18 protein-coding genes are annotated in these 25,373 nt (G+C 71.5%); 16 read left to right on the forward strand and 2 right to left on the reverse strand.

The features are described from left to right. Window positions 1–55: 55 nt before the first annotated feature. From mnmA to gatA, 11 genes are all read left to right on the forward strand, one after another. Window positions 56–1,141: a tRNA 2-thiouridine(34) synthase MnmA gene (gene mnmA / locus EV190_RS06440; protein WP_208113076.1), complete on the forward strand. Its 1,086-nt coding sequence runs from the start codon at window positions 56–58 to the stop codon at window positions 1,139–1,141. 117 nt (window positions 1,142–1,258) lie between these two features. Continuing rightward, window positions 1,259–1,780: a DedA family protein gene (locus EV190_RS06445; RefSeq protein WP_133740543.1), complete on the forward strand. Its 522-nt coding sequence runs from the start codon at window positions 1,259–1,261 to the stop codon at window positions 1,778–1,780. 271 nt (window positions 1,781–2,051) lie between these two features. Further along, window positions 2,052–2,729, forward strand: coding sequence for a vWA domain-containing protein (locus tag EV190_RS06450; RefSeq protein ID WP_133740544.1), 678 nt, complete (start codon window positions 2,052–2,054; stop codon window positions 2,727–2,729). Window positions 2,730–2,766: 37 nt separating this feature from the next. Further along, window positions 2,767–3,804 (forward strand): hypothetical protein, encoded by a 1,038-nt coding sequence (locus EV190_RS23310; RefSeq protein WP_166655395.1) that lies wholly within the window; start codon window positions 2,767–2,769, stop codon window positions 3,802–3,804. Beyond that, a complete protein-coding gene (locus tag EV190_RS06455; protein ID WP_166655396.1) occupies window positions 3,801–4,880 on the forward strand; it encodes a serine/threonine protein kinase in 1,080 nt (359 codons plus the stop codon). Before EV190_RS23310 ends, EV190_RS06455 begins: the two co-directional genes overlap by 4 nt. Further along, the gene (locus EV190_RS06460; protein WP_133740546.1) at window positions 4,877–5,296 is read left to right on the forward strand and encodes a hypothetical protein; all 420 of its coding nucleotides are present in this window, start codon (window positions 4,877–4,879) and stop codon (window positions 5,294–5,296) included. Before EV190_RS06455 ends, EV190_RS06460 begins: the two co-directional genes overlap by 4 nt. 11 nt (window positions 5,297–5,307) lie before the next feature. After that, entirely contained in the window at window positions 5,308–6,333 is a 1,026-nt protein-coding gene (locus EV190_RS06465; protein WP_133740547.1) for a methionine synthase, read from the forward strand. Between the two features lie 19 nt (window positions 6,334–6,352). Next, window positions 6,353–8,557, forward strand: coding sequence for an NAD-dependent DNA ligase LigA (gene ligA, locus EV190_RS06470; RefSeq protein WP_133740548.1), 2,205 nt, complete (start codon window positions 6,353–6,355; stop codon window positions 8,555–8,557). A 309-nt stretch (window positions 8,558–8,866) separates the two neighbouring features. Beyond that, window positions 8,867–10,927: a putative bifunctional diguanylate cyclase/phosphodiesterase gene (locus tag EV190_RS06475; RefSeq protein ID WP_133740549.1), complete on the forward strand. Its 2,061-nt coding sequence runs from the start codon at window positions 8,867–8,869 to the stop codon at window positions 10,925–10,927. A 77-nt stretch (window positions 10,928–11,004) separates the two neighbouring features. Beyond that, the gene (gene gatC / locus EV190_RS06480) at window positions 11,005–11,304 is read left to right on the forward strand and encodes an Asp-tRNA(Asn)/Glu-tRNA(Gln) amidotransferase subunit GatC (RefSeq protein WP_133740550.1); all 300 of its coding nucleotides are present in this window, start codon (window positions 11,005–11,007) and stop codon (window positions 11,302–11,304) included. Then, window positions 11,301–12,797: an Asp-tRNA(Asn)/Glu-tRNA(Gln) amidotransferase subunit GatA gene (gene gatA / locus EV190_RS06485; protein ID WP_133740551.1), complete on the forward strand. Its 1,497-nt coding sequence runs from the start codon at window positions 11,301–11,303 to the stop codon at window positions 12,795–12,797. Before gatC ends, gatA begins: the two co-directional genes overlap by 4 nt. Window positions 12,798–12,963: 166 nt before the next feature. Here the strand turns inward: gatA and EV190_RS06490 are convergent, their stop codons facing one another. Beyond that, entirely contained in the window at window positions 12,964–14,196 is a 1,233-nt protein-coding gene (locus EV190_RS06490; RefSeq protein WP_243742402.1) for a thioester domain-containing protein, read from the reverse strand. Between the two features lie 779 nt (window positions 14,197–14,975). Beyond that, the gene (locus tag EV190_RS24265) at window positions 14,976–16,181 is read right to left on the reverse strand and encodes a thioester domain-containing protein (protein WP_133740552.1); all 1,206 of its coding nucleotides are present in this window, start codon (window positions 16,179–16,181) and stop codon (window positions 14,976–14,978) included. Window positions 16,182–16,561: 380 nt separating this feature from the next. Here EV190_RS24265 and gatB point away from each other — a divergent pair, with 380 nt between their 5' ends. The 5 genes from gatB (at window position 16,562) to ilvC (ending at window position 25,210) form a co-directional block, all read left to right on the forward strand. Beyond that, window positions 16,562–18,112, forward strand: coding sequence for an Asp-tRNA(Asn)/Glu-tRNA(Gln) amidotransferase subunit GatB (gene gatB, locus EV190_RS06500; RefSeq protein ID WP_208113078.1), 1,551 nt, complete (start codon window positions 16,562–16,564; stop codon window positions 18,110–18,112). Window positions 18,113–18,658: 546 nt separating this feature from the next. After that, window positions 18,659–21,310: a putative bifunctional diguanylate cyclase/phosphodiesterase gene (locus EV190_RS06505; protein WP_133740741.1), complete on the forward strand. Its 2,652-nt coding sequence runs from the start codon at window positions 18,659–18,661 to the stop codon at window positions 21,308–21,310. 488 nt (window positions 21,311–21,798) lie between these two features. Then, window positions 21,799–23,568, forward strand: coding sequence for an acetolactate synthase large subunit (locus tag EV190_RS06515; protein ID WP_279536608.1), 1,770 nt, complete (start codon window positions 21,799–21,801; stop codon window positions 23,566–23,568). An 11-nt stretch (window positions 23,569–23,579) separates the two neighbouring features. Further along, entirely contained in the window at window positions 23,580–24,104 is a 525-nt protein-coding gene (gene ilvN, locus EV190_RS06520) for an acetolactate synthase small subunit (protein WP_133740555.1), read from the forward strand. Window positions 24,105–24,214: 110 nt separating this feature from the next. After that, on the forward strand, window positions 24,215–25,210 hold the full coding sequence (ilvC, locus tag EV190_RS06525; protein WP_208113079.1) for a ketol-acid reductoisomerase: 996 nt from the start codon (window positions 24,215–24,217) through the stop codon (window positions 25,208–25,210). Window positions 25,211–25,373 lie beyond the last annotated feature (163 nt).

Genomic DNA, 25,373 nt, shown 5'->3' on the forward strand with positions numbered 1-25,373 from the left:
CGCGTCGGGATCCCGGTAGGGAGTGGTTCCGGTGAGCGCTTAGGCTTGGACTGTTATGACTTTGCGAGTACTGGCCGCCATGTCCGGCGGCGTGGATTCCGCGGTGGCCGCCGCGCGTGCCGCCGAGGCGGGCCATGATGTCACCGGCGTGCACCTCGCGCTGTCCAAGAACCCGCAGTCCTACCGCACGGGCGCGCGCGGCTGCTGCACCGTCGAGGACTCCCGGGACGCGCGCAGGGCCGCCGACGTGATCGGCATCCCCTTCTACGTCTGGGACATGGCCGAGGAGTTCGACCGGGAGGTCGTACAGGACTTCGTCGCCGAGTACGCGGCCGGCCGCACCCCCAACCCGTGCCTGCGGTGCAACGAGAAGATCAAGTTCGAGGCCGTCCTGGAGCGCGCGGTCGCGCTCGGTTTCGACGCGGTCTGCACCGGCCACCACGTGCGGCTGGAGGACGGCAGGCTGCGCCGCAGCGTCGACTACGCCAAGGACCAGTCCTACGTGCTGGCGGTGCTCGACCGGGAGCAGATCGCGCACTCGATGTTCCCGCTCGGCGACTGCACCAAGGCCGAGGTGCGCGCCGAGGCCGACCGCCGCGGTCTGGCGGTGGCCGACAAGCCGGACAGCCACGACATCTGCTTCATCGCCGACGGCGACACCGCGGGTTTCCTCAACCGCAGGCTCGGCAGCGAGCCCGGCCCCATCGTGGACGAGTCCGGGGAGGTGCTGGGCAGCCACGACGGCGCGCACGCCTTCACCGTGGGCCAGCGCAAGGGCCTCAACCTCGGCGGCGCGGTCAACCGGCGGTACGTGCTCTCGATCGAGCCGGTGAGCAACACCGTGACCGTCGGCTCGCGCGACGCCCTCGCGGTGGACCGCATCACCGCCGAGCGCCCGGTGTGGTCCGGCTGCGAGCCGCCCGCCGAGCCGACGGCGTTCACCGTCCAGCTCCGCGCCCACGGAGAGGTGCACGGCTGCCGGGCCCACGAGCGCGACGGCCGGCTGGAGATCGTCCTCGACGAGCCCGCCACCGGGGTGGCCCGGGGGCAGGCGGCGGTGCTCTACGACGGCGACGTGGTGATGGGGTCGGCGACGATCTCGGCGACGTCCCGCGTGGGCGAGGCGGCCGCGGCGGGCTGACCGATTCACCCCCCTCCGTCGCGCCAAGTTAGGTTAGGCATAGCATAGTTCTGCCTTGGGGCGCGTCGCCCGGAACGGTCCGGGAGGCGTGCCCAACCCCGCGTCGGGAGGACCGTGATGCCGTACGAGTTCCTGGAGGGGCGCCCGTTCTGGGTGGTCTACTTCTCCCTGCTCGGCATCGTCTTCGCCAGAGCCCAGGCGACCTACTGGATCGGGCGGGGACTCGGCGCGGGCGTGCACCGCTCCGGGTTCGCCGAGCGGATCGGCCCCAGGCTGGCCAGGGCCGAGGGCCTCGTCAACCGCTTCGGACCGCCCGCTGTCACCCTCTCCTTCATGACGGTCGGCATCCAGACGGCGGTGAACCTCGCCGCCGGGGGCGTGCGGATGAGGTTCCCGCGCTACCTCGTCGCGATGTTCCTGGGCTGCCTGATCTGGGCGGCGATCTACAGCCTCGGCGGAATGGCGGTCCTGGCCGCGTGGTGGAGCCTGTTCCTGCGCTCGCCGCTCCTGGCGCTCGCCGTCGTCGCGGCGACCGCCGCGGCCGTCACCGGCCTCCTGTGGTGGCGCCGCCGCCGCAGGGCCGCGACCGACCCCGGGGCCGCCCCGGAACGGTCGGAACCGGTCTCCGCCGCCGAGTAGGCCGGGGCCGGGGCGGTGGCTCCGAGCGGCCTCCGCCACGCCGGAGACGGCCCTCCGGTTGGCCGAATGAGGCCACCGAAGGCCCTTTGAGCAGGAGATCCGTCCGGGTCGTCCCGTTCTGCGTGTGGTGTCGGACGGAAAGCCACCGTCCCCTCTTTTTTGAGGATGGATATCCGGTCGGGGCTCGGCGATGCTCGGGATTCGAACGGCTCGGCGACGTGCTGTAACGGCCGTGGTCCGCTGTCCCCCGATCGGAGAGGCCCCACCGCGCATGCAGGGTTTGACCTACGGTGTCGACATCGTCTTCTGCATCGATGCCACCGGCAGCATGTATCCCATCATCGACCGGGTCAAGGAAAGCGCTTTGCGCTTCCATGAAGACCTGCGACGGGTGATGGATGACAAAAGCAAGAGCATCGACTCGCTGAGGGTTCGGGCCGTGGTCTACCGCGACTACTACTTCGACGACCTCTCCAAGGCGATGGAGGCCTCGGAATTCTTCTCGCTGCCGCAGCAGGCATCGGACTTCTCCCGCTTCGTCGACGGCATCACGGCGACCGGTGGCGGTGACGAGCCGGAGAACGGCCTGGAGGCGCTGGCTGTGGCGATGCGCTCGAACTGGGCCGTCGACAGCGACAAGCGCCGCCAGATCATCGTGGTCTGGACCGATGCCAGTGTCCATCCGCTGGAGAGGAAGGCCGGAAGTAAGCCCGAGGGCTACCCCGAGGACCTTCCCGCCGACTTCGACGCGTTGACCGACATGTGGGAAGGCCAGGAGCACATGGACCCCAACGCCAAACGGCTGATCGTTTACGCGCCGGACGCGCTGGGCTGGACCGAGATCGCCAACCACTGGGAGAACGTCATCCACTTTCCCTCGCAGGGAGGCAAGGGGCTGGAGGAGGTCGACTACTCCACGATCCTCGACACCATCGCCAACAGCATCTGAAGGCCGGTCCGAATCGATGGTGATGCGACGGCTGCACTTGACGATCCAGATCGACAGGGAGGGGTCGAGGGAAGACGCGCCACCGCTGTGCGAGGCCATCGGGAGGACAACGGTCCTCGGTGTCTTCGACGGTCTCGGCGGGGCCGGCGCGGTGGGCTACCAGACCCCGAACGGGACGTTCAGTGGAGCCTACCTGGCGTCCCGCAGAGTCAGAAGCTCTGTCCGAGAGTGGTCGTACGAGGTTCTCCGCTCAGGGGAGATACCCCCCGACGCGGGCTCAAGGCTGGAACAGCGCATCAGGAAGGACCTGAACGAGTACTCCAGGTCGCTGCGGCCTTCAGGAAGCCGGTTGCGCAGTTCGATGCTGCGGACCCTGCCCACCACGTTGACGGTGCTCGCCGTGTCGGAGGTTGGGAGGCCGGAGCCGGAGGTCGGGAACAGCGCTGACGGCCTTCCATCGAAAGTCGTCTGCCGGTATTTCTGGGCCGGGGACTCGCGAGGCTACCTCCTGTCTCCGGATGCCGGACTCCAGCAGTTGACCCGAGACCACCTCAAAGGGTCCCCCGACGCCTACGAGAACCTCTCCGCCGACTCCCCCCTGTCCAACTGCGTCTGCGCGGACCGTCCCTTCCGCCTGTCCGAAGCCTCCGTCAACGGAAGGACTGCGGCCGTGTTTCTCGCGGCTACGGACGGCTGTTTCGGTTACCTGCAGAGCCCGGTCCTTTTCGAGGGGCTGCTCCTCGATACCCTGGCGGATTCCGACTCCGTCGGCGAGTGGCAGGACCGCCTCACGGCTGAAGTGGACCGGACCACCGGGGACGACGCCACGCTTTCCGCGGTCGGTGTCGGTTTCTCCGGATTTCAGCAGATGAAGGAGTCCTTCGCGGTGCGGCGCGAACGGGTAGAGGACAGGGTCGGACCGCTTCGCGTGAGACAGGCCAGGCGCGACGAGCTTCGGTCGGAGGCCGAAGCGGCGGAGAAGGAGTACTCCGAAGCACTCCGCACCTCGTGGGACGAGTACCGGAAGTCGTACGAAGCGATCCTCCCCTCCGAAGGGCTGGGAGGAACCTCGTGAGCAGGTCCGTCGGGGGGTACCGGATCACCACCGACTTCACCACCGCGGGAGGGGGTCAGTGCCGATGGGCCTTCGCGGTCCGTGACGGTGACGAGTACTTCCTCAAGGAGTTCCTGGCACCCACGTATCCGATCCCCGAATCACCGGGTTCCGCCACGACGAAGGAGCGCAAGCTTCGGAAGTGCGAGAAGTTCGAGGAGCACCACCAGTCTGTCACCAGTGCTCTGGCCCCCCTTTCCAAAACGGGCGGGAACCTGGTCACCACGCGCGACTTCTTCCGGGAAGGGGCGAAGTACTACAAGGTGACGGAGAAGGTCGACGTCACCTCGCTCTCCCCGCGGATGATCTCCCGTGAGCCGGTGGAGCGCAGGATCCTCGTTCTGCTCACGGTCGCCCACTCCTTGGAGATCCTGCACAGAGCAGGTCTGGTCCACGGAGACCTCAAACCCGAGAACATCCTCATCAAGGAGACCGCCAAGGGGTACTACGCCGCCAAACTGATCGACTTCGACAACGCCTTCTTCTCCGGCCGACCGGTCCCGCCGGAGGACATGGTCGGGGACCCCAACTACTACTCGCCCGAGATCTTCGGCTACTTCAATGGGGGCGTCACGGGGGAGCGGTTGACGACGGCCTCGGACGTCTTCGCGTTGGGCCTGGTCGCCGCGCTTTTCCTGACCGGCCGGGGGGCGGCCTTCGAATCGGTGGCGGATGCCGGACGCTACCCGGGTGAACTCCGCGGAGCCGGTGCGGACTGCTCCACGGGCCTGCGACGGACGGCCCGGGCCGACGCTCTGATCCAGAGGATGCTGTCCGCGGACCCGGATGAGCGGCCGACCGCTCTCCAGGTCTTCGACGGGCTCAAGGAGCTCCGCACGGAGGCCAAGCGGACCGGCGGGTGGCCGAGGGAAACGGAGTCCGAGGGGCCCTCGACCGGACGCCGACTGCGAGGAAAGCTGCTGGAGGCGGCCGCCCCGGAGCCGGACGCGCCGAAGCACGCCGCGTCCGGAGCATCGGGGGAAGGCGGCCGGCTGCGCGGTAGCCTGCTCCGCGGGCGGGACTCCTCGTCCGCATGAACAAGAGCTGCGCCGTCTGCGAGACCCTCAACCCCAGGCGCGCGTTTCGTTGCGCGGTCTGTGACGAGCGGCTCGAGGACGGGACACCCGCCTCCGCGGCTCTGCCAGCGACGGCCGAAGCAGGAGCACCGGGCGGGTCCGTGCTCTCCGAGGCCTCGGGGAGGAAGACCGAGTCCAGGCCGCTGGGCGAGCTCATCGGGGAGTACCCCTGGTACGGCCGGATCGTCATATGGCCGATCGTGGTGGTTCTCTTGGCCGTCCTCCTGTCCTTGATGGCGGTGTGGGGGGTTCTCGGATGGCTCTGGCGAGCCAGATGGGTCATCCTCCTCCTCGTGTTCTCCTTCCTGGTCGTCCTCTCGGGCCTGGCCGTCCTCTGGGAATCCTCGGTGATCTATGAGAGGTCCGGCGTGCCCTAATCTGTTGCATCGTGAGTGATCAACAGCGTCATCCCTGGGAGCCGGGAGCCTTCACCGGAGTCGGGTCGTGGCCCGGGACGGAGCCGGTCGAGGCCGCGCGCGCCGTCATGGGCGAACTCCCCCGCCTGCCGCACCTGCCCGAGCTGCCCGGCCGGGGGGCCGGGGCCGACATGATCGGGCGCGCGGGCGCGCTCCTCGTGGAGTACCCGATCGAGGTGCAGCCCTCGGGGTGGCGGGTCGCCCGGCGGCCGGGGCGCGACCTGACGCGGGCGCGCGGCTTCCTGGCCTGGGACCTGGACGCCCTTGAGGAGCAGGCCGCCGGGTACGAGGGCCCCCTCAAGATCCAGCTCGCCGGTCCGTGGACGATGGCCGCCGCCGTCGAACTGCGCGGCGGCGAGAAGCTGGTCGCCGACAGCGGCGCCGTCGACGACCTGTGCGAGTCGATGGTCGAAGGGCTCGGCGCGCACCTGGCCGACGTGCGGGGCAGGCTGCCCGGCGCGCGGATCCTCGTCCAGGTCGACGAGCCCGGCCTGCCCGCGGTGCTCACCGGTTCGGTGCCGACCGCCAGCGGCTACGGCAGGCTGCGCGCGGTCGACCGGACCGTGGTGGAGGAGCGGCTGCGCGCGCTGTTCGCCGCCGTCACCGACGCGGGCGGGTACCCCGTCGCGCACTGCTGCGCCGCCCGGGTCCCCGTCGACCTGCTGCGCCGCTCCGGAGCGCGCGCCATCAGCCTGGACGCCACGCGGCTGACCCGCGAGTCGGACGAGGCGATCGGGACGGCGGTGGAGGCCGGGGTGGGGCTCCTCCTCGGAGTGGCGCCCACCGAGGACGTGGAACTGTCGGCGGCGGCCGATACCGTCGACCCCGTACGTGAGTTGTGGAACCGGATCGGTTTCGACCCCGAACTGGCGACCCGCGACGTGGTCGTGACGCCCACCTGCGGGCTGGCCGGAGCCTCTCCCCGGCACGCCCGCGCCGCGCTCGGGCTCTGCCGCGAGGCGGCACGGGTGCTGCGCGATGAACCACAGCGCCGGTAGTGAACGAAAGGACGTGTGCGTGAGCGCGCAAGACCCGACCTCCGTCGACGGAGTCCCCGCCGAGGCGCGCGAGCACCACGCACGCCTGAGCCAGGACCTCGACGACCACAGCTACCGGTACTACCTCGGCGCGCCGGTCATCGCCGACGCGGAGTACGACCGGCTGATGCTGGAACTGCGCGCGCTGGAGGCCGGGTACCCGTCGCTGGCCACCCCCGACTCCCCCACGCAGAAGGTCGGCGCGCCGATCAGCAACGAGTTCGCCGAGGTCGTGCACCTGGAGCGGATGCAGAGCCTCGACAACGCCTTCGACGACGAGCAGCTGGCGGCCTGGGGGCAGCGGGTCACCGCCGAGGTGCCGGTCGACGCCTTCCTGTGCGAGCTCAAGATCGACGGCCTGGCCGTGGACCTGGTGTACGAGGAGGGCCGCCTGGTGCGCGCCGCCACCCGCGGCGACGGGCGCGTCGGCGAGGACATCACGCTCAACATCCGCACCATCGGGGCGATCCCGCTCCGGCTGGACGAGTCCGCGCACCCCGCGCCCGAGCTGCTGGAGGTGCGCGGCGAGGTGTTCCTGCCGGGCAAGGCCTTCGAGGAGCTCAACTCCCGGCTCGCGGACGAGGGCAAGCCGCCGTTCGCCAACCCGCGCAACGCCGCCGCGGGGTCGCTGCGCCAGAAGGACCCCCGTGTCACCGCCACCCGGCCCCTGAGCATGCTCGTGCACGGCGTCGGCGCGCACAGCGGCGTCGCCGTCACCCGCCAGTCGCAGTCCTACGACCTGCTGGCGGCGTGGGGGCTGCCGGTCAGCGACCGCACCAGGGTGGTGGCCACCCTGGACGAGGTCCGCGACTACATCGCCTACTACGCCGAGCACCGCCACGACCCCGAATACGAGATCGACGGCGTCGTGGTGAAGGTGGACGACGTCTCGGTGCAGCGCCGCCTGGGCTCCACCAGCCGCGCCCCGCGCTGGGCGATCGCCTACAAGTACCCGCCCGAGGAGGTCACCACCACGCTGCTGGACGTCAAGGTGAGCGTGGGCCGCACCGGGCGGGTGACCCCGTACGCGGTGATGGAGCCGGTGCACGTGGCCGGGTCCGAGGTGGAGTTCGCGACCCTGCACAACGCCTCCGAGGTCGCGCGCAAGGGCGTCCTCATCGGCGACACCGTGGTGCTGCGCAAGGCCGGGGACGTCATCCCCGAGGTCGTGGGCCCGGTGCCGGACAAGCGCACCGGTGCCGAGCGCCCCTTCGTGATGCCCTCCGAGTGCCCCGAGTGCGGCAGCCTCCTGGGCCAGCAGAAGGAGGGCGACATCGACCTGCGCTGCCCCAACGCCCGCTACTGCAAGGGCCAGCTGCGCGAGCGCGTGGCCTTCATCGCCGGGCGCAAGGCGCTGGACATCGAGGCCCTGGGCTACGTGGCGGCCACCGCGCTGACCCAGCCGCTGGAGCCGGCCGAGCCGCCGCTGCGCGACGAGGGGGACCTGTTCGACCTCACCGTCGAGCAGCTGCTGCCGATCAAGACGCTGGTCCTGGACCCTGACACCACCGAACCCAAGACCGATCCCAGAACCGGCGAGCCCAAGGTGGTGACCTTCTTCGCCAACTCCGAGGGGGAGGCGAAGAAGACCGTCGAGAAGCTGCTCGAGCAGCTTCAGGAGGCCAAGCGGCGCCCGCTGTGGCGGGTCCTGGTGGCGCTGTCGATCAGGCACGTGGGTCCGCGCGCGGCGGAGGACCTCGCCCGGCGCTTCCGCTCGCTGGACGCGATCGCCGAGGCCACCGAGGAGGAGCTGGTCGCGGTGGACGGCGTCGGCCCGACCATCGCGCGCTCCATCACCGAGTGGTTCGCGGTGGACTGGCACCGCGAGATCGTCGAGAAGTGGCGCGCGGCCGGGGTCCGGATGGAGGAGGAGGGCGCGGACGACGGCCCGCGCCTGCTGGACGGGCTGACCACGGTCGTCACCGGCTCGCTGGAGGCTTACAGCCGGGACGGCGCCAAGGCCGCGGTGCAGGAGCTCGGGGGCAAGGTCACCGGGTCGGTGTCCAAGAAGACCGACTTCGTCGTCGTGGGGGAGAACCCCGGGGCCAAGTACGACAAGGCCGTCAAACTGGGGGTCCCGATCCTGGACGAGGCGGGGTTCGGGGTCCTGCTCACGCAGGGGCCCGAAGCCGCCGGGGCGCTCCGGCTCAACCCGCCGGAGCCGGAGGGCGGCGCGGCCGGGTAGGGCCTGTCCGGGGGGCTGTTCCCGCCGGCCGGCGGGGTAATACGATGCGCGTCCGGCAGACTACGTGTCGTAGTACTGTGGGGTGAAAAGGGCGATCGTTTCAGGTGGTGTCCGGTTCACCTAAAGTCTGCGATCAACGACACGTGGTGACGAAACATCGTAAGCTGGCCAGCGGCGGCACACGCCGTTCGCGGCTGTTCCGGTCATGGGGGTGATCGAGGCGGTCGGCACAGAGCCCGTGAGGGGCGCGAGGGCGGGAGGGGAGTCCGGCCCGTTCAGCAGCGTTCCACGAACCACCCCGAGGACGTTATGAAGGACCCCAACAACACCCGGGACGTCGGACCCCGGGTAGGGACACCGCTGTGGCTGTATTTCGTCAGCACCACGGCGGCGGGCTGCGTTCTCCTTGTCGTGTCCCTGGTCTGGCTGGGGGCCGAGCGGCTCCAGGCGTTCGGCGCCGAGCCGCTCGTGTGGGTCCTGCTGTGCATGGTGGTCATCGGCGAGCTGCGGCCCATCGCGGCCCAGCACGTCACCGGGGGCGACGGCACCCCCACCTCGCTGCCCTTCGCCTTCGCGCTGGTCATCTACTACGGGCTGCCCGTCGCAGGGCTGGTCCAGGCGGTCGCCTCCCTGGTGGCCGGGGTGGCCCGGGGCCACGCGCCGCACCGCACGGCCTTCAACGTCGCCCAGTACACCCTGAGCTTCGGCGTCGCCGACGCCGCCGTCCAGCTGGTCTACCCCAGGACGCCGCAGGTCCCGTGGGTGCCCGAGGGCGTCGGCCTGCTGCTGGTCGCCCTGGCCGGGGCCGCGTACTTCGCCACCAACCTGGTCCTGGTGGAGTGCGCGGTCGCCATGCACGAGCGCGCGCCGCTGCACAAGGTGCTGATGAAGGACATCAGCCAGCGCCTCTTCGTCGCGGGGGTGCTGCTCAGCCTGTCCCCGCTCGTCGTCGTCGCCATGGCGCACTCGGTCTGGCTGGTCCCGCTGTTCTTCTTCCCGCTGGCCGCGCTCCACAGCAGCGCCTCGCTCTCGGTCAAGCGCGAGCACCAGGCCAACCACGACGAGCTCACCGGCCTGGCCAACCGCAAGCTGCTGATCCTGCGCACCCAGGAGGCGCTCAGCGAGGCCCAGGTCCGCAAGCAGCGGGTCGGCCTGCTGCTCCTCGACCTGGACAGGTTCAAGGAGGTCAACGACACCCTCGGGCACCCCACGGGCGACCGCCTGCTACAGACGGTCGCGCACCGGCTCACGCACAGCGTGCGCCCGGGCGACCTGGTGGCCCGGCTGGGCGGCGACGAGTTCGCGGTGCTGCTGCCGCAGATCCGCGACGCCGCATCGGCCCGCGAGGTCGCCGCGCGCCTGCGGGTGGCCCTGGCCGAGCCCATGCGCCTGGACGGCATGGACTTCGACCTGGAGGCCAGCGTCGGCATCGCGCTGTACCCCAACCACGCCCCCGACTTCGAACTGCTGCTGCAACGGGCCGACGTGGCGATGTACGTGGCGAAGGAGCGCCGCACCGGGGTCGAGTTGTACGCACCGCACAAGGACCGCAACTCCACCGCCCGCCTGAGCCTGTTCAGCGAGCTGCGCCGCGCGCTCATCGAGAACGAGCTGGAGATGTTCTACCAGCCGATCGTCGGACTCGCCGACCACCGCGTGGTCGCCGTGGAGGCGCTGGTGCGCTGGCGGCACCGCAGCCGCGGCATCCTCCCGCCGGAGGAGTTCGTCCCCATGGTCGAGCAGTCCTACCTGATGCGCAGCTTCACGCACGAGGTGATCGAGCAGACCCTCCCGCAGATCGCCCGCTGGTGGGGCGAGGGCATCAGGGTCCCGGTGGCGATCAACCTGTCCGCGCGCGAGCTGCTCGACCCCACGCTCCCCGAGATCGTCGCCGCCGGGCTGCGGCGGCACCGCCTGGAGCCGGGGGCACTGCGCCTGGAGATCAGCGAGCGCGTCATGGTCTCCGAGGCCGAGTCCATCGCGCCCACCATCCTGGCCCTGTCGGACCTGGGCGTCTCACTGGCCCTCGACGACTTCGGCACCGGTTACTTCACCCTGGCCCGCCTCGGCGGCCTGCCGGTCGAGGAGATCAAGGTGGACGAGTCGTTCGTGCGCCGGGTGGCCGAGAGCCCGGACGGCCGGATGATCGTGGGCTCGGCGGTGGACCTGATGGGGACCCTGGGGCTGCGCGCCACCGCCGAGGGCGTGGAGAGCGCCGCCGACGCCGAGAACATGCGGTCCCTGGGCTGCTACGCCGCGCAGGGCCGGTACTTCACCCCGCCGCTGGACGCCGGGGCCGTCACCGGATGGCTGCTGGAGCAGGGCGGCCTGGGGACGCAGTCCACCGAGCGCACCGGTTCGACCGGCTGACCGGGCGGAGTCCTCGGAGGACCCTGCGGCGGCCATAGGATTGACCTGTCCGAATCCGCCGAAGGAACGGTTAATCCATGTCCGCCATCACCCGCGATGAGGTCGCGCACCTCGCCCGGTTGTCGCGGCTGGCGCTGCCCGAGGACGAGCTCGACCAGCTCGCCGCCCAGCTGGATGTGATCATCTCCGCTGTGGCGAAGGTGCAGGAGGTCGCCAAGGGCGACATCCCGCCCACCTCGCACGCCCTGCCGCTGACCAACGTCTACCGTCCTGACGAGGCCGTGCCGGGCCTCACCCCCGACCAGGCGCTGGCGGGAGCCCCCGCGGTGGAGGACGGCCGGTTCCGGGTACCGCAGATCCTCGGGGAGGAAGAATGAGCGAGCTGATCCGGCTGACCGCGGCCGAGCTCGGCGCGGCCATCGCCTCGGGCGAGACCTCGGCGGTCGAGGCGGCCCAGGCCTACCTGGACCGGATCGATGCGGTCGACGGCGAGGTCAACGCGTTCCTGCACGTGGCCACCGAGGGCGCGCTCGAGCAGGCCCGCGCGGTCGACGCCCGGCGCGCCGCGGGCGAGGATCTCGGCCCGCTGGCCGGGGTGCCCGTCGCGCACAAGGACGTGTTCAGCACCAAGGACATGCCCACCACCGCGGCCTCCAGGATTCTCGAGGGCTGGCAGCCGCCCTACGACGCCACCGTCACCGCGCGGCTGCGCGACGCCGGGCTCGTCATCCTCGGCAAGACCAACATGGACGAGTTCGCGATGGGCTCCTCCACCGAGAACTCCGCCTACGGCCCCACCCGCAACCCGTGGGACCTGGACCGCGTCCCCGGGGGCTCCTCCGGCGGCTCCTCGGCGGCCGTGGCCGCGTTCGAGGCCCCGCTGGCGACCGGCACCGACACGGGAGGGTCCATCCGCCAGCCGGCCGCCGTGTGCGGCCTCGTGGGGGCCAAGCCCACCTACGGCGGCTCCTCGCGCTACGGCCTGATCGCCTTCGCCTCCTCCCTGGACACCCCGGGCCCGTTCGCCCGCAACGTCCTGGACGCGGCCCTGCTGCACGAGGCGTTCTCCGGGCACGACCCCCGCGACTCCACCTCCGTCGACGCGCCGGTCCCCCGGGTGGTGGAGGCCGCCAAGCGCGCCGACATCGCCGGGATGCGCGTCGGCATCGTCCGCGAGCTCTCCGGGGAGGGCTACCAGGCGGGCGTCCTGGAGCGCTTCCACGAGGCGGTGGAGCTGCTGGAGTCCCTCGGCGCCAAGGTCGTCGAGGTGTCCTGCCCGAGTTTCGCCACCGCGCTGCCCGCGTACTACCTCATCGCCCCCAGCGAGTGCTCGTCCAACCTGGCCCGCTTCGACGCGATGCGGTACGGCCTGCGCGTCGGCGACGACGGCACCCGCGGCGCCGAGGAGGTCATGTCGCTGACCCGCGCGGAGGGCTTCGGGCCGGAGGTCAAGCGCCGCATCATCCTGGGCACCTACGCGCTGTCCAGCGGCTACTACGACGCCTACTACGGTTCGGCCCAGCAGGTGCGCACGCTCATCAAGCGCGACTACGACGCGGCCTTCGAGCAGGTGGACGTGCTGGTCTCGCCGACCACGCCGACCACGGCGTTCCCGATCGGCGAGCGCGCCGACGACCCGATGGCGATGTACCTGGCCGACCTGTGCACGATCCCCACGAACCTGGCGGGGAACGCCGCGCTGTCGGTGCCGTGCGGACTCGCGGCCGAGGACGGCCTCCCGGTGGGCCTGCAGGTCATGGCGCCGGCCCTGGCCGACGACCGCACCTACCTGGTGGGCGCGGCCGTGGAGGCCGCGCTGAAGGACCGGTGGGGCGGCGACCTGCTGTCCAGGAGCGCGTTCGCGGTCTGAGCGCCGAGCCGGAGAAGCCCTCGGGGGCCGCGCCCCCGAGGGCTTCCGCGTCGCCGGACCCGCCGCCGTGACCGCTCCCGGCGCCGGGAACGACGGAGCGCCCCCGCCGCATCGCTGCGGCGGGGGCGCTCGTGGTCACCGCCCTCTACAGGGCGGTACTCCCCGGTCAGGCGCCGTGGTCGCTCTTGCGCTTGCGCGAGAGGTACATCGCGGCACCGCCACCGCCGACCGCGACGACCGCGGCGGCGATCAGGCCGCCCAGCGCGGCACCGGTCACGGGCAGGCCGGGCTTGTCGTCAGGGGTGGTGGGGGTGGGGGTGGGGGACTCCTCGGGGGTGCTCGGGGTGGGGGTGGGGGACTCCTCCGGGGTGCTCGGGGTCGGGCTCGGGGACTCCTCCGGGGTGCTCGGGGTCGGGCTCGGGGACTCCTCCGGCGCGGTCCAGGTGACCTTGGCCGAGGCGCTGGCCTCGGTCTCGCCCTCACCGGCGGTGATCAGGGTCTGGGTCGGCTTCTCGGGGTCCACGCCCTGGAAGAGGCGGCCGATCTGGACGGTGGCCTCCACCGAACCGGTGACGGTGGCCTCGCCGGCCGGGACGTCGTCCTCGACCGTGACGGTGAAGCGCTGGCCGTCGCCGATCTCGGTGATGACGTTGCCCTCGATGTCCCGGATCTCGACGCCCGACTCGGGGCCGTCCAGGGTCAGCGGCACCGAGGAGGCGGTGGTGCTGACGGTGAAGTCGCCGATCGGGGTGCCGGCCACGCCGGAGGCCTCGTTCGGGGTGATGGTCAGCGAGGCCGGGGCCTGGGTGATCTCGGTGGCGTTCTCCAGCAGGTAGGAGTAGACGGCCCGGATCTTCCCGTTGTTGTCCTCGGAGAGGTTCACGCCGTTGCTGAAGTGCCAGATGGCGGCCTGCGTCGCGGACATGGCCTGCTTGTCGTTCAGGCCCTCGACCCCGGCGGCCTCGCCCAGCGCGGCGGCGTCGAGCGTGGGGTAGGAGTTCTGCAGGATCCAGAGGACCTTGCCGGGCTGGGAGTCGGCGAACTCGCCCTCGCCCGGGTACTCCTCCCACTCGCCTTCCTGGTAGTCGGCCTGGGAGACGATGCTGGTCTCGAAGTCGATGCAGTAGGCGGGGAGCGTCGTCTTGTCTTCGAGGGTCAGCTCGAAGAGGGAGGCCCGGACGGAGCCCCGGTTGTCGAACTTGAGGTTGACGCCGTCCAGGATGTTGCCGGTGTACGTGCCCTGCGCGCCGCCCGCGTACGGCTCGATCTCGTCGGCCGAGACGGGGGCGGTGGCGATGCCCAGCGCCAGCAGGCCGGCCGCCGTGGTGGCCGCGAAGGTGGTCAGCGCGCGCCGTGCGCCCCGGCGGGCCTTGGGGGATACGGATGTGTTGGTCAGCAAGTTGTGTCCCAGTGTGTAGAGGGGGGCCGGATGAGCGGTCCGCCCGCGCCAGGGTCTGACGCGTGGTCACGTGCGGGGGACCGCGCCGCGAGGGGTGGTCGGGCCTGGGCCGAGTCCTCGATGCGGGTATCCAGTCGGATCGGGAAACCAGCGGGTCGCTCTGTGCCGACGTCGGTCGTCGCTACGTCAGGGCCCCGGGCGACGCCGGGGCGACAGGTGGTCGATCACCGCACCGCCAGATACTAGCGAGCCTTAACGGCGGCTTCCAATAGGGATCGCGAAAAACAACCGGATATGTTTTGGACAACCCGTTAAGCAGGCTCTTCGGAGCCGTCCGTCCGGGCGTTCCCCGCGACCGCTTTCCCGCCCCGCTTCCGTTGCCCCGTCGGGTTTCCGCGCCCCGCAAGGTCGGGGCCTGGGCCTTTCCCGTTGTCTAGTCAATTTTTATGATGCCCTGCTATGGCAGACGCGCAAAGGGCCGGAAAGGGTTACCGGCGTCGGCCGATTGTTGTCCAAGGGTTGCGGAAGTGTTCCCGACCGGTTTCGGTCACCTTCGTCCGGGGCGGTCGCGCCCGCTCCCGCTCCGAGTATGAGAACACCCCGATGACCGTGACGCCGGCGTCACGATCATCAACGGGACCCTCGCGAAACGGACATCGTGGGCGCGGCCCCGACCCGCGCCCGCCGTCGCCGCCCCGTCACCGCGCCGCGCACGAGGACGCCCCGGCGATCCGGCCGGCGGACCCCCGACGCCGGAACACTCCTGCGGCGGGGGCTTCCTACTCCCGTCGGCGGCGGAACGGCAGGGCCGACGCGACGAGGGCGACCGCGCCCAGCCCCAGCAGGACCAGTGCGGCGAGGAGGATCGCCCCCAGCCAGGTCCCGGTGAACGGCAGGTCCGGCTCGGCCCGCTTGTCCTCGGCGATGGCCACGGGGGAGGACGGCCCGGGCTCGGGGCCGGGCACGGGGCTCGGGGAGTCGGGGGCCGGGCCGGCGGGCGGCTCGGCGGCGGTCGGCGGGGCCGGGGGGGCGCCGTCCGCGGGGGGAGCGTCGGTGTCCGACGCGGCGGGCGCGTTCCAGTTCACCTTCGCCGAGACGGTGAGCGAGGCCGTCGCGGGCTCGGCCGCCACCAGGGGCTGCGTCTGCACGCCGTCCCTTCCGGTGTAGACGCGGCCGGTCCGCACCGCGGCCTCCTCCGCGTGCGCGTAGACCGTGGCGGTGCCGGTGCCGGTGCCCGCGGGGACGGAGAGCAGGACCTGGTCGCCGTCGCGGGCCTCGGAGACCGGGTCGCCCAGCTCGTCGACCAGGGCGACCCCCTCCACCCCGTTCACGGTGAGCCGGACCGGCTGCTCGCTCGTGGTGCGCACGGTCAGCGGCCCCAGCGCGGCGGAGGCCTCGCCCACGACCTCGGCCGGGCCGATGGCCAGCGCCGGACTCGGTTCGGCCACGTCGGCGGCGCCGTCGAGCAGGTGCTCGTACAGTGTCCGCGCCTGCGGGGAGTTGCGGTCGCCGGGTCCTTCGGCCGCCAGGTCCACGCCGTTGGTGAAGTGCCAGATCGCCGCCTGGGTGCCGGCGATCGCCTGCTCGGCCCGAAGCCCGGGGACCCCGCTGTCGGCGGCCACCCGCTCCAGGGGGAGCGCGGGGTAGGAGTTGCGCACGATCCAGTTGACCCGGCCGGGGTCCCGCGCGGCGGTCCGGTCCGTCCACCCGGTCTCGGCGTACGCCGCTTGGTGGTCCACGGACTCGCTCACGTCCACGCAGTACGCGCGCACGGTCGCGTCGTCGTCGACCCTCAGGTCGAACAGGGTGGTGGCGGCGGACTCGCCGGTGCCGAAGTGGATGTCCTCCCCGGGGGTGCCGGCGCGGTCCACCCGGGCGACGGAGGCCGCCTCGGCGGCGGCGGGAAGGGGGACGGCCCAGCCGACGAGGACCGCCGCGGCCAGTGCCGCCAGTCCGTGTCGGGTGAGAGAGGTGAGGCTGGGCAATGTGCTTCCCGGGGCGAGGACCACGGCGAGGGAACCCGCGTCCGGGCCGTGCGGGGCTCGTGGCGGGGTGCTGCGCCGATCCCGAAAGGACGGATCCCGGAAAGCGTAACCGGAGTGACCCGGTCACTTTCGGCCACCGGCGAAACCGCGGGACAATCGTGCGCTTCCTGTGACCTTCGCCGGGGCGCGACCCCGGAGGCCGGAACGCGCCCAACCTGGTTCGGGACGTCACCCGCGCGCCAGGGCATCGGTAGGCTCGGAACGTGTCCTGCCCGATCACTGCCCGGCACGGCGGGGCGCGCACGATGGCCAACGGACGTCCGGTCGGCGGGGGCAGCGCCGGACGGGGTCCTTCGGATACGGAAACGGGTTGTGCGGCGATGGGTAGCGCGGTAACGAGTAGCCCGGCCACGGGCGGCGCTCCGGCGCTTATGGCGTACGACGAGGTCCTGCGGGGGTACGAGCCGGTCCTCGGGCTGGAGACCCACGTCGAACTGGGCACCCGGTCGAAGATGTTCTGCTCCTGCGCCACCGCGTTCGGGGCCGAGCCCAACACCCAGGTCTGCCCCGTCTGCCTGGCGCTGCCGGGCTCGCTGCCGGTCGTCAACGGCGTGGCCGTGGAGAGCGCGATCCGGCTGGGCCTGGCGCTGAACTGCTCCGTCGCCTCGTGGTGCCGCTTCGCCCGGAAGAACTACTTCTATCCGGACATGCCGAAGAACTACCAGATCTCGCAGTACGACGAGCCGCTGTGCTTCGACGGCCACCTCGACATCACGGTGGACACCCCTGACGGGCCGCGCGAGTTCCGGATCGAGATCGAGCGCGTCCACATGGAGGAGGACACCGGCAAGACCGCCCACATGGGCGGGGCCACCGGCCGCATCCACGGCGCCGAGTACTCCATCGTGGACTACAACCGCGCCGGGATCCCGCTGCTGGAGATCGTGACCAGGCCCATCGAGAACACCGGCGACCTCGCGCCGTTGGTGGCCCGCGCCTACGTCAGCGAACTGCGCGAGCTGGTGCGCTCCCTCGGCATCTCGGACGTGCGGATGGAGGAGGGCTCGATGCGCTGCGACGTCAACGTCTCGCTGATGCCGCGTGGCGCCACCGAGTGGGGCACCCGCAGCGAGACCAAGAACGTCAACTCGCTGCGCTCGGTCGAGCGCGCCGTGCGCCACGAGATCGAGCGCCAGGGCGGGGTGCTCTCCGCGGGCGGGCGCGTCGTGCAGGAGACCCGGCACTTCCAGGAGAACACCGGCGGGACCGTGTCCGGGCGCAGCAAGGAGGAGGCCCAGGACTACCGCTACTTCCCGGACCCCGACCTGGTGCCGGTCGCGCCCGCCGCGGAGTGGGTCGAGGAGCTGCGCGCGGCCCTGCCCGAGCTGCCCGCGGCCAGGCGCCGCCGGATCAAGGCCGAGTGGAACCTGTCCGACGAGGAGCTGCGCGACCTCGTCAACGCCGACGCCATCGGCCTGGTCGCCGAGACCGTCGAGGCGGGCGCCCCGCCGGCCGACGCGCGCAAGTGGTGGCTGAACGAGCTCTCGCGCCGCGCCACCGAGGCGGGCACCGAACTGTCCGCGCTGGCGATCACCCCGGCGCAGGTCGCCCGAGTCGCGGCGCTGGTCGCGGAGGGCGCGCTCACCAACAAGCTGGCCCGGCAGGTCGTCGAGGGCGTGCTGGCGGGAGAGGGCGACCCCGACGCGGTCGTCGAGGCGCGCGGCCTCAAGGTCGTCAACGACGACTCCGCGCTGGGCGCGGCCGTGGACCAGGCGATCGCCGACAACGCCGACGCCGCGGAGAAGGTCCGAGGCGGGAAGGTCGCCGCGGCCGGCGCCCTGGTCGGAGCGGTCATGAAGGCCACGCGGGGCCAGGCCGACGCGGGCCGGGCCCGCCAGCTCATCCTGGAGCGCCTGGGCGTGCAGGGCTGAGGCGTGCCCTCCGCCGCCGCGACGCCCGCGGCCGTCGCGGCGGGGGCCTGCCCCCGGGAGCTCCGGACGGGGGTGAAGCGCAGATCACAGGATCGCGTGCTCGCCCTCGTCCCAGGTCCGGGCGGCGTGTGACGAAGTGTGACCACTCCGTCACCTACTCTCGGCTTCCTCTCAATCTCACCGTGACCTTGGCCGAATAGCCTGAGAGGTGAGCAGGCAGGGGCTTCAGGCACCGGATCCGGCGGTGTGTTCGAGCCCGCCGCCACGGCCCTTCCGCCGTGGCCGTCAGAACAAGGCGACGCGAACCCGGCAGACCGCCCAGTACTGATCCCCCCGTCGGAGCGCCGGTGCGCTTCCCCCGGGTCATGAGTCCGCAGCGACTCGAGCACCACCGACTGGAAGGGTGCCCATGTTCACGGTCGGCACTGTCGAGAAACACCACCGCACGGGCGCGTCCACGTTCCCGGCTCCCCCCGGCCGCCCGCCAGAGGAGGAGCGGTGAGGAGCCCGCGCGTCTGGCTCGGCGCGGCCGCGGCGGTCGTCCTGATGTACGCGCTGGGCACGCTGTTCCAGGTCGGCGAGGTGTCGCTGACCACCTGGGCGGGGACCTGGCCGACCGCCGCGGCCTCCGGTGCCGCGGCCTGCTCGCTGCTGTACGCGGCCCGGCTGCGGGCGCGAGCCGACGACGACGGCAGGGCCGGGGCCGACGGCACCGACGGAGTGCTGGCGCTGCGGCTGTTCGGCTTCGCCGCGCTGGCCTGGTGCGCGGGCGCGATCACCTACGGCGTCACCGGCCTGTTCAGCTCCGCCGCGTTCTCGCTGACCTTCGGCGACCTGTTCTCGCTGGCGGCGCTCCCGCTCTTCGCACTGGGCTTCACCAAGTTCGCGCCGATGCCCCAGGGTGTGCGCCCGGCGCTGCGGCACTTCACCGACAGCTACGTGTGCGCGGCCTCGGTGTTCACCGTCGTGTGGCTCGTGCTCTTCCAGCCGCTCTACCAGGACCTGGGCGAGGGCTCGGGGTTCGTGGCGTTCGCGCTGGTCTACCCGGTCGCGGACATCGCCGTGCTGTGCCTGCTGGCCCCGCTCGTGTTCACCTCGCCGCACAGCACCCGGCGCGCGGTCGTGCTCGCGATGGGCGCGTTCGCCGTCATCTGCGGCGCGGACCTCATCAGCACCGTCACCCGCCTCACGGGAGAGCCGGTGGCGGGCGGCATCGAGTACGCGGTGCGGTTCCTCGGCTTCACGGTGCTGGCCGGTCTGCCCTGGCTGATCAGGGAGAACGCGGGGGCGGTGCCGCGCCGCATCACGGGGCGGGGGCTGTACCGGTTCGCCCCCGAACTCGCGGCGTCGGTGGCGCTGGCCGCGGCCGTGGTCGCCATGACCGTGGCGGGGCTGCGGATGAGCGGGATCGCGCCGGTGCTGCCGCTGGTGGCGGGTTCGGCGGTGGTCGTGCTGCTGGTGCGGATGCTGGGGATGCTGGAGGAGAGCGCGACCCTCGCCCGGATGGTGAACGTCCGCGAACGGCACTTCCACGAGCTGGCGAGGCACAGCGGGGACGTCATCCTCATCCTGGAGACGGACGGCCAGGTCTTCTACGTGAGCCCGGGAACGGCCGAGACGTTCGGATACCGGCTCGACGACATCCTGACCGAGCCCGTGACCGCCCTGGTCCACCCCGAGGACCTGCCGGCGGTGGCCGCCGCGATGGCCGGGTTCAAGCGCGGGGCCGACAGCGTGCACATGCGGGTCCGGGTGCGCGCGGCCGACGGGACCTGGCGGCACACCACGTCGACGGCTTCGGTGTACGAGCGGCCCGGCGAGCCGAACCGCTTCCTGCTGACCACCCGCGACATCAGCGCCCAGGTGGAGCTGCAGAACCAGGTCAACCACCTCACCTTCCACGACGGGGTCACCGGCCTGCCCAACCGCGCCTACCTGGAGGAGCGCACCCGGGAGGTGCTGGACCGGCACGCGGAGGAGGGGCGGGCGCCCGTCGAGACCGCCGCGATCTTCCTGGACCTGGACGGCTTCACCGCCGTCAACGACTCCGCCGGGCACACCTTCGGCGACTACCTGCTCGCCCAGGTCGGGCACCGCCTGCGCGCGACGCTGAGCCCGGGCGACACGCTGGCCCGGTGGGGCAGTGACGAGTTCGCGGTGCTGGTCGAGGAGCGCCCGAGGGCCGACAACGTCGTGGACCTCGCCGAGCGGATGATCCGGGTGATCGGGGGTGAGCCGTTCCAGGTGGCCGAGCGGGAGGTGGTGGTGACGGCCAGCGTGGGCGTGGCCTTCGCCGATCCCGGGACCGGCGGCTCCGAACTGCTGCGCAACGCCGACATGGCCATGGCGCGGGCCAAGGAGGAGGGCGGCGGCCACCTGGAGGTCTACGCCGCCCACATGCACGCCCAGGTGGTGAGCCGCCTGGAGCTGCAGACCGAGTTGCGCCAGGCCCTCGCCGACAACGCGTTCACGCTCGAGTACCAGCCGGTGGTGAACCTGGAGACCTCCCGGGTGACGGCGGTGGAGGCGCTGGTGCGCTGGCGCAAGGGGGACGTGCTGGTGCCGCCGGAGGAGTTCATCGGCCCGGCCGAGGAGTCGGGCCTGATCGTCCCGCTGGGGGAGTGGATCCTGCGCGAGGCCTGCCAGAAGGTCGCCGTGTGGCGGGCCACCACCGGGCTGGACATCGGCCTTTCGGTGAACGTCTCGGTCAAGCAGGTCCTGTCGCCGCGGTTCGTGACGACCGTCGCCGAGGTGCTCGCCGAGAGCGGGCTCAACGCCGACGCGCTCACGATGGAGGTCGACGAGGAGATCCTGCTGGAGAACCCGGGGCAGGCGGTGGAGCGCCTCGCCGAACTGAGGGACCTCGGGGCGCGCCTGGCCATCGACGACTTCGGCATGGGCCACGCCTCGCTGGCGCACCTGCGCCGTCTGCGGGCGGACGAGCTCAAGATCGACCCGTCCTTCATCCGGGACCTGGGCGAGGACGGCACCGTCACGCTGCTGACCCAGGCCATCATCCGGCTCGGCCAGGACCTGGGCATGCAGGTCACCGCGGAAGGCATCGAGCACCCCCGCCAGCTGGAGCGGCTGCGCGAGATGGGCTGCGCGTTCGGCCAGGGCTTCCTGGTGGCCCGGCCGATGCCCGCGGACAGGGTCGAGGCCCTGGTCGGCGGGGAGACGAGCGCCACGGCGCTGTAGGAGCCGCGGCCGTGGGGGGGGGGGGGGGGGGGGGGGGGGGGCGGGCGCGCGGCCCGCGGGGGGGGGGGGGGGGCGCCCCGCCCCCCCCCCCCCCCGGGGGGGGGGGGGGGGGGGGGGGGCGGGGGGGGGCGGGCGGGGCCGGGGGGGGGGGGGGGCGGGGGGGCGGGGGGGGCCCGGGGGGGGGGGCGGGGGCGGGGGGGGGGGGCCCCCCACGGCCGCGGCCTTCCGGCGGGCTCCAACGGACGACCTGCGAGGATTCATATGGTGGTCCAAATATCTCACATGTTGAGACAAAGTGGTGTTCCGTTTGACGTAGCGTCCCTTCCTCGGTCATTGTTGGTGGCGTGCAGAGCAACTCCCTGATTCTCGTACTTGGTCGGCGCGCAGCCAGCTGATCGAGTCAACGCTGCGCGCTCCCCTCAACCGCTGGTGCGGTGAGGGGTTTTTTGTTGCCAGACACGCGTTACCCGCCCTCTCCGAAGGATCTAGTGATGACCGAGCAGATGACCGGAGCCCAGTCGCTCATCAGGTCGTTAGAGCATGTCGGCGTCGATGTCGTGTTCGGGATCCCCGGCGGAGCGATCCTCCCCGCCTACGACCCGCTGTACGACTCCGAGAAAGTGCGCCACATCCTCATGCGGCACGAGCAGGGCGCCGGGCACGCCGCCGAGGGCTACGCCTACGCCACGGGGCGTCCGGGAGTGTGCATGGCGACCAGCGGTCCGGGGGCGACGAACCTGGTGACCCCGCTGGCCGACGCGCACATGGACTCGGTCCCGATGGTCGCGATCACCGGCCAGGTGGCCGCGCCCGCGATCGGCACCGACGCCTTCCAGGAAGCCGACATCTGCGGCATCACCATGCCGGTCACCAAGCACAACTTCCTCGTCCGCGAGGCGGACGACATCGCGCGCACCATCGCCGAGGCGTTCCACATCGCCTCCACCGGCCGCCCCGGGCCGGTCCTGGTGGACATCGCCAAGAGCGCGCTGCAGGCCGACACCCGCTTCGAATGGCCCCAGCGCCTGGACCTGCCCGGATACCGGCCGGTCACCAAGCCGCACGGCAAGCAGGTCCGCGAGGCCGCCCGGATGATCGCCGAGGCCAAGCGCCCGGTCCTGTACGTCGGCGGCGGCGTGCTCAAGGCGGGGGCCTCCCAGGAGCTGCGGGTCCTGGCCGAACTGACCGGCCTGCCGGTCGTCACCACCCTGATGGCGCTGGGCGCCTTCCCGGCCAGCCACCCCCAGAACGTCGGGATGCCGGGCATGCACGGCACCGTCGCGGCGGTCGGCGCCCTGCAGCGCGCGGACCTGATCGTCGCGCTCGGCGCCCGCTTCGACGACCGGGTCACCGGCAGGCTCGACTCCTTCGCCCCCGACGCCAAGATCGTGCACGCCGACATCGACCCGGCCGAGATCTCCAAGAACCGGCACGCGGACGTGCCCATCGTCGGCGACTGCCGCGAGGTCATCGCCGACATGGTCGTGGCCGTGCGCAACGACCAGGCCGCCGGCCGTCAGGGCGACTACGAGGCGTGGTGGGACCAGCTCAACCGGCTGCGCGCCGCCTACCCGCTGGGCTACGAGCAGCCGGGCGACGGCTCCCTGGCCCCCCAGCACGTGATCCAGCGCATCGGCGAGATCGTCGGCCCCGACGCCGCCTACGCCGCGGGGGTCGGCCAGCACCAGATGTGGGCGGCCCAGTTCATCAACTACGAGCGTCCCGGATCCTTCATGAACTCCGGCGGCGCCGGGACGATGGGCTTCGCGGTCCCGGCCGCGCTCGGCGCCAAGGTCGGCGACCCCGGCCGGGCGGTCTGGGCCATCGACGGCGACGGCTGCTTCCAGATGACCAACCAGGAGCTGGCCACCTGCGCCGTGGAGAACATCCCGATCAAGGTCGCCGTCATCAACAACGGGAACCTGGGGATGGTCCGGCAGTGGCAGACCCTGTTCTACGAGGGCCGCTACTCCAACACCAACCTGCAGACCTCGCCCTCGCCCGGGACCGAGAAGGTCCGTATCCCGGACTTCACCCGCCTGGCGGAGGCGTACGGTTGTGTCGGGCTGCGCTGCGAGCGCGCCGAGGATGTGGACGCCACCATCGAGAAGGCCATGGCCGTCGACGACGCGCCCGTGGTCATCGACTTCACCGTCAACCACGACTCGATGGTCTGGCCGATGGTCGCCGCTGGTGTCAGCAACGACAGCATCCAGTACGCCCGCGACATGGCGCCCCACTGGGACGACGAGGAATAGGAACGGTTTCGATGAGTCTGCACACGCTGTCCGTCCTCGTGGAGGACACGCCGGGCGTGCTCGCTCGGGCCTCCGCGCTGTTCTCCCGTCGCGGTTTCAACATCAACTCCCTCACGGTGGGACCCACCGAGTACGAGGGCCTGTCCCGCATGACGATCGTGGTCAACTGCGACCGCCACCCCTTGGAGCAGGTGACCAAGCAGCTGAACAAGCTGGTCAACGTCATCAAGATCGTCGAGATGGACTCCGACGCCTCGGTGCGGCGGGAACTGCTGCTGGTGAAGGTCAAGGCCGACGCCGGCAGCCGTACCCACGTGCTGGAGACCGCCGAGCTGTTCCGTGCCAACGTCGTCGACGTGAGCCCGGACGTGGTCGTCATCGAGGCCGTCGGCAAACCCGAGAAGCTCGAGGCGCTGATCCGCAACCTGGAGCCTTTCGGGATCAAGGAGCTGGTGAAGTCGGGTCTGGTCGCACTCGGCCGCGGGCCCCGGTCCATCACGGACCGGTCCCTGCGCGCGGTCGAGCGCAGCGCCTGACCCCTTCTCCGGGACCGACCGGAGAACCCGCGTGCCCCGGCGGCGTCCACGGCCAGCCCGGCCGCCGCGCAGCACGGACGAGAAGTCTTTTCATCAAGGAGTAAGCCGAAGTGGCAGCACAGATGTACTACGACGACGCCGCCGACCTGAGCCTCATCCAGGGGCGCACGGTCGCCGTCATCGGTTACGGCAGCCAGGGGCACGCGCACGCGCTGTCGCTGCGGGATTCCGGTGTCGACGTGCGGGTCGGCCTCGCCGAGGGCTCCAAGAGCCGGGCCAAGGCCGAGGAGGAGGGCCTGCGGGTCGTCACCCCGGCGGAGGCGGCGCAGGAGGCCGACCTCATCATGATCCTGGTCCCGGACCACATCCACCGCGACCTGTACGCCAACGAGATCGCCCCGCACCTCAGCGAGGGCGACGCGCTGTTCTTCGGCCACGGCTTCAGCATCCGCTACGACCTGATCCAGCCCCCGGCGGGCGTGGACGTGGCGATGGTCGCCCCCAAGGGCCCCGGCCACCTGGTGCGCCGCCAGTTCGAGGCCGGGCGCGGCGTCCCGGTGCTCGTCGCGGTGGAGAAGGACGCCTCGGGCTCCGCCTGGGACCTGGCGCTGTCCTACGCCAAGGCCATCGGCGGAACCCGCGCCGGGGCGCTCAAGACCACCTTCACCGAGGAGACCGAGACCGACCTGTTCGGTGAGCAGGCCGTGCTGTGCGGCGGCGCCGAGGAGCTGATCAAGGCCGGCTTCGCCACCCTGGTCGAGGCGGGCTACCAGCCCGAGGTCGCCTACTTCGAGTGCCTGCACGAGATGAAGCTCATCGTCGACCTCATGTACGAGGGCGGCATCTCCAAGATGAACTGGTCGGTCTCGGACAACGCCGAGTACGGCGGTTACACCCGCGGCCCGCGCGTCGTCACCGAGGCCACCCGCGAGGAGATGCGCAAGATCCTGGGCGAGATCCAGGACGGCACCTACGCGCGCGAGCTGGTCGAGGAGTTCGACAACGGTCGTCCGAACTTCCTCAAGCGCCGCGAGGCCGAGCACAACGAGCAGATCGAGAAGGTCGGCGCCGAGCTCCGCCCGCTGATGAGCTGGCTCAAGGCCTAGGCGGCGGTCGCGCGGGCCCCGGGACGCCGCCGTGCTCCCGGGGCCCCGCCCGTCTCCGGGGAAACCGCTGGTCCATACCAATTCCCGGATGGACCTGTCGGCCAAGCTGGGGGTTCTCGTAACATCGGAGAAACCCGGCAACTAGACTTCTCACCGGTCGGGG

This window comes from Actinorugispora endophytica, from assembly GCF_004363075.1.
In the GTDB taxonomy this organism is placed as follows: Bacteria; Actinomycetota; Actinomycetes; order Streptosporangiales; family Streptosporangiaceae; genus Actinorugispora; species Actinorugispora endophytica.